Raw genomic sequence first — 3,344 nt, 5'->3', positions numbered from 1 at the left:
GTGCACCGCTCCCGGTACCAAACCGCCGGGTCAACACCCTGCTGTCGTACGACATACCGGGCGCAGGCACGCACGAGCGCGGAACGGTCGCTGAGGAACGGCTCCGCCTGCTCTGCCCGCCCCGCCCGTCTCAGCGCGGTGACGCCGGCCGAACGGGTACGCGGGTTGCGTGCGGACAGCAGTGGAGGCAGCACACCCTCGTAGGCATCCTCATCCCCCAGAGCCGTGAGCGCCGCTGTGGCACACAGGTCCTGGACCACGGTGTCCTGGTCCCCGGCGGCCGCGCGGGCCAGCTCAGCGGGATGGAGCAGTTGGCCCTCGATGGCAAGCCGGTACGCGAACCGCCGGACGATGCGGTCGGGGTCAGCGAAGAGAACAGCGAGCTGCCCGTGGGATGCCTGTCGCAGGATCTGGCCGAGCACATCGACGCCGAAGGCACCTCTGTCGCGGCGGCCGACGCGGAGGATGAGCGGCGCGAGGTCGAGGGCAGAGTCCACGTTCAGGGCCTCGCGCAGCAACTTCCGGGCGTGCTGGCGCACTGGGCCGACCCAGTCGGCGCAGCGGATCACGACCAACGGCAGCAGACCGGGGTATCGGACCGACTGACGCACCGCCTCCTGGCGGATCCTCCCGTCGCGGTGGCAGAGGGCGAGTGCGAGCCGAGACTCGCCGAGCTGAGTCAGGTCGGCGGGCAGTGGGGCTAAGTGCTCCCGCCCCGGCAGGACCTCCGGGCGGTGCCAGGCCACCTCACGCACTGCTGCGTCCAGCGCGAGCCAGTCAGCGGGGTCGGCGACATCAAGCGTGCTGTGAAGCGGCGTACCTCCCGCGAGCCGCGTCGCTGCCGCTGTCCCGTCCTCGGTGTCCTCAAGCATTCCCGCCCCTCCAGCAGTCGTACCAGGTGATCGTAGGGGCGGGGTTCGCGTAGGGCGCGCGAAATATGGCCCGTGATCGCCAAGGGCCGCCGTTCGGCACCCTGCCCACCAGAAGCCGAACGCGGTGACATCGCCCCTGCTTCGCTTGGCCGCTGGTGACAGGTAGCGCGCCGCATCGGTGACAGCCACCATGCTTTGTCCTGCTGAAGGCGCAGGCCAGCCGATGCCGGTGGTGACAACTATCGTGCTTCGGCACAGTGACTGAGCGCTTCAGTTGGCGGATGAGCGGTTGAGTTGGCGAGCTGAGCCTGCGGGTTCACCGGACCGACTCCACCGATGCCCGACCAGCCCACGCACGGCTCGCGAACCGAAGTGCTCAGTCCGTCCGGCAAGCGCCTGGAGGGCCGGTCCCGTATCAGCCGAGTCCGACCAGTTCGGCGATCGTCCCGCCGAGGACCCGATCGCGTACTTCGCCCGGGCTGGTGACCCGTTCCACCAGGGCCCGGGCGAGGACCGGGTCGCCGTAGGGTGCGTCCGAGCCGAACAGGGTCCGGTCCGGGACCTCCTTGATGGCCATCCGGACCGCGAAGACGATGTTGGCCGTGGACAGCTCCAGGTACATGTTCGGAGTGTCCCGCACCAGTTCGAGGGCCTGCATCCAGTGCTGTCCTCCCAACTGGCTGACCACCAGCGGAACGTCGTGGTACCGGCGGGCCAGCGCGGCCAGCGTTGCCAGGTCCTCCGCAGTGGTCGGCGCGGATCCGTGCACGACCACGGGCAGCCGCCCCTGGTCGGCCGCCGCCTGGAGGACCGGTTCGATCAGCGCTGCCCCTCCCGGCGGCGGTGTCAGCTCCCCGATCTCGCGCAGTCCGCGCCCGACCACCTCCTGCTCCACGATCTCGGCTGTCTCCTGCGACCCCAGACCCAGCGGCACCGACAGGAAGCCGATGAACCGGTCCGGCAGCGCGGCAAGCGCGGCGTCCAGTTCCCGCCACGCCCCCCGGTACGCCTCGACCGTGCCGGCCCGGCCTTCGAGCGCCTTCGCCAGGACGGCCATCTCCCGGCGCAGTGCGGCCAGGTCGCAGGCCCGCTCCGGGTGCGGTCGGGTGGCGAACAGGACGGCGCGGTCGACTCCGGCCTCGTTCAGCAGTCCCACGTGCGCCTCGACCGGTTCGTGGACGTGGCTGTGCGCATCGATGATCACTGATTCGTTCCCTCCATCTCGACCGGTCCGGAATTCGGCCGGTCAGGGCACTGTTGCTCCCTGACACCGTTGGAAGGTCAAGCCGAAAGGAACGGATCGGTGCTGATCGGGGAGCTCTCACGCCAAACCGGAGTCAGCGAACGGCTGCTGCGCTACTACGAGCGGACGGAACTGATCCATGCCGAGCGCCGCGCCAACGGCTACCGCGAATACGACGACCAGACGGTGGAGACGGTACGCCGCGTGCGGGCCCTGCTCGCCGTCGGCCTGCCCACCCGCATCATCCGCCAGGTCCTGCCCTGCACCCACGACGCGGCGATGCTGCGCCCCTGCCCCGGAGTCCTCACCAGCCTGCGCGAGCAGTTGGACATCCTCGACCAGCGCGCCGCCGAGCTGGACAACGCCCGCCGCCTGCTGCGCCAGACGATCGCCGCCACCGAGAACACCGAGAACACGGCCGGCCAGGCTCCAACACCGGGCGCCCGAACTCCTTCGCCCCACTGAGTTCTCGCCGGTGCGGACCACAGCCGCCCTCTCGTCCCTTGGGTGAAGAACTCGGGCTCACCTCGTCGAACGCCCAACTCGCCAACTGAAGCGCTCCGTCACACTTGTTGAGCCGAAGCACGACAGTTGTCACAGCCACGGGACGGGCGGGGAAGCTGTTGCTGGCTGCGGGCGCCTTTCGGGTGGCGCCCCCTGCAGGTGAGATGACACCGTCGTTCCTGGGGCGGATCGCGGACGGTTACGGCCTGACGGTGCGGAGTCTGCTGTCGTCGGTTACCGAAGTGGCCGGCCAGCAGGGCGTCGTCGGGGCTCTACGGGGCGGCAGTGAGGTGTTCTTGAACGCCGCGGCCCGGGACCGGGTCACGGCGCTGTGCCGTGTGCCGCAGGCGGGCTAGCGCCGTGCGTTGCCGGCCCGGACACAGGAGGAACCGCTGGACCCCCCCGCCATAACCGGGGTGGGGGGACTGCGGTAGGGGGCAACGCGAAGCATCCGGGGCGTCCGTGGGGGCCGGCACGGGGAGCCTGCGTCGAGATCAACGAACTGGTCGAGCTGATGCGCCGAGGAACGGCGTCATCGATCCACAGCGACTCGACGAGAACTGCGGTCAGAGCCAATTTCAAAGAGCGTCATCAGCAGATCCAGGGATCCTGTACCGCCCAGGGGCACGGCGGGGGGGGGGGGGGGGGGGGGGGGGGGGGGGGGGGGGGGGGGGGGGGGGGGGGGGGGGGGGGGGGGGGGGGGGGGGGGGGGGGGGGGGGGGGGG

The 3,344-nt window shown here is 70.6% G+C and carries 4 protein-coding genes; 2 read left to right on the top strand and 2 right to left on the bottom strand.

Going from position 1 to position 3,344, the window contains the following annotated elements; genetic code table 11:
• Together ACZ5K7_RS48225 and ACZ5K7_RS48220 are read right to left on the bottom strand one after the other, a co-directional pair.
• A partial coding sequence (locus tag ACZ5K7_RS48225) for a HEAT repeat domain-containing protein (RefSeq protein ID WP_468924950.1) occupies nucleotides 1-872 on the bottom strand: 872 nt, incomplete at its 3' end.
• A 415-nt stretch (nucleotides 873-1,287) separates the two neighbouring features.
• Nucleotides 1,288-2,076, bottom strand: a complete 789-nt coding sequence (locus tag ACZ5K7_RS48220) for an amidohydrolase family protein (protein ID WP_468924948.1) — start codon at nucleotides 2,074-2,076, stop codon at nucleotides 1,288-1,290.
• 99 nt (nucleotides 2,077-2,175) lie between these two features.
• On the opposite strand from ACZ5K7_RS48220, the gene ACZ5K7_RS48215 reads away from it, so the two are divergent.
• Nucleotides 2,176-2,580, top strand: coding sequence for a MerR family transcriptional regulator (locus tag ACZ5K7_RS48215; RefSeq protein WP_468924946.1), 405 nt, complete (start codon nucleotides 2,176-2,178; stop codon nucleotides 2,578-2,580).
• Between the two features lie 203 nt (nucleotides 2,581-2,783).
• The gene (locus ACZ5K7_RS48210) at nucleotides 2,784-2,975 is read left to right on the top strand and encodes a hypothetical protein (RefSeq protein WP_468924944.1); all 192 of its coding nucleotides are present in this window, start codon (nucleotides 2,784-2,786) and stop codon (nucleotides 2,973-2,975) included.
• The last annotated feature ends 369 nt before the right edge of the window (nucleotides 2,976-3,344 follow it).

The organism is Streptomyces sp. NPDC031497, assembly GCF_055580905.1.
The sequence above is the reverse complement of the archived record's forward strand: the minus strand, read 5'-3'. Positions and strand labels throughout refer to the sequence as shown.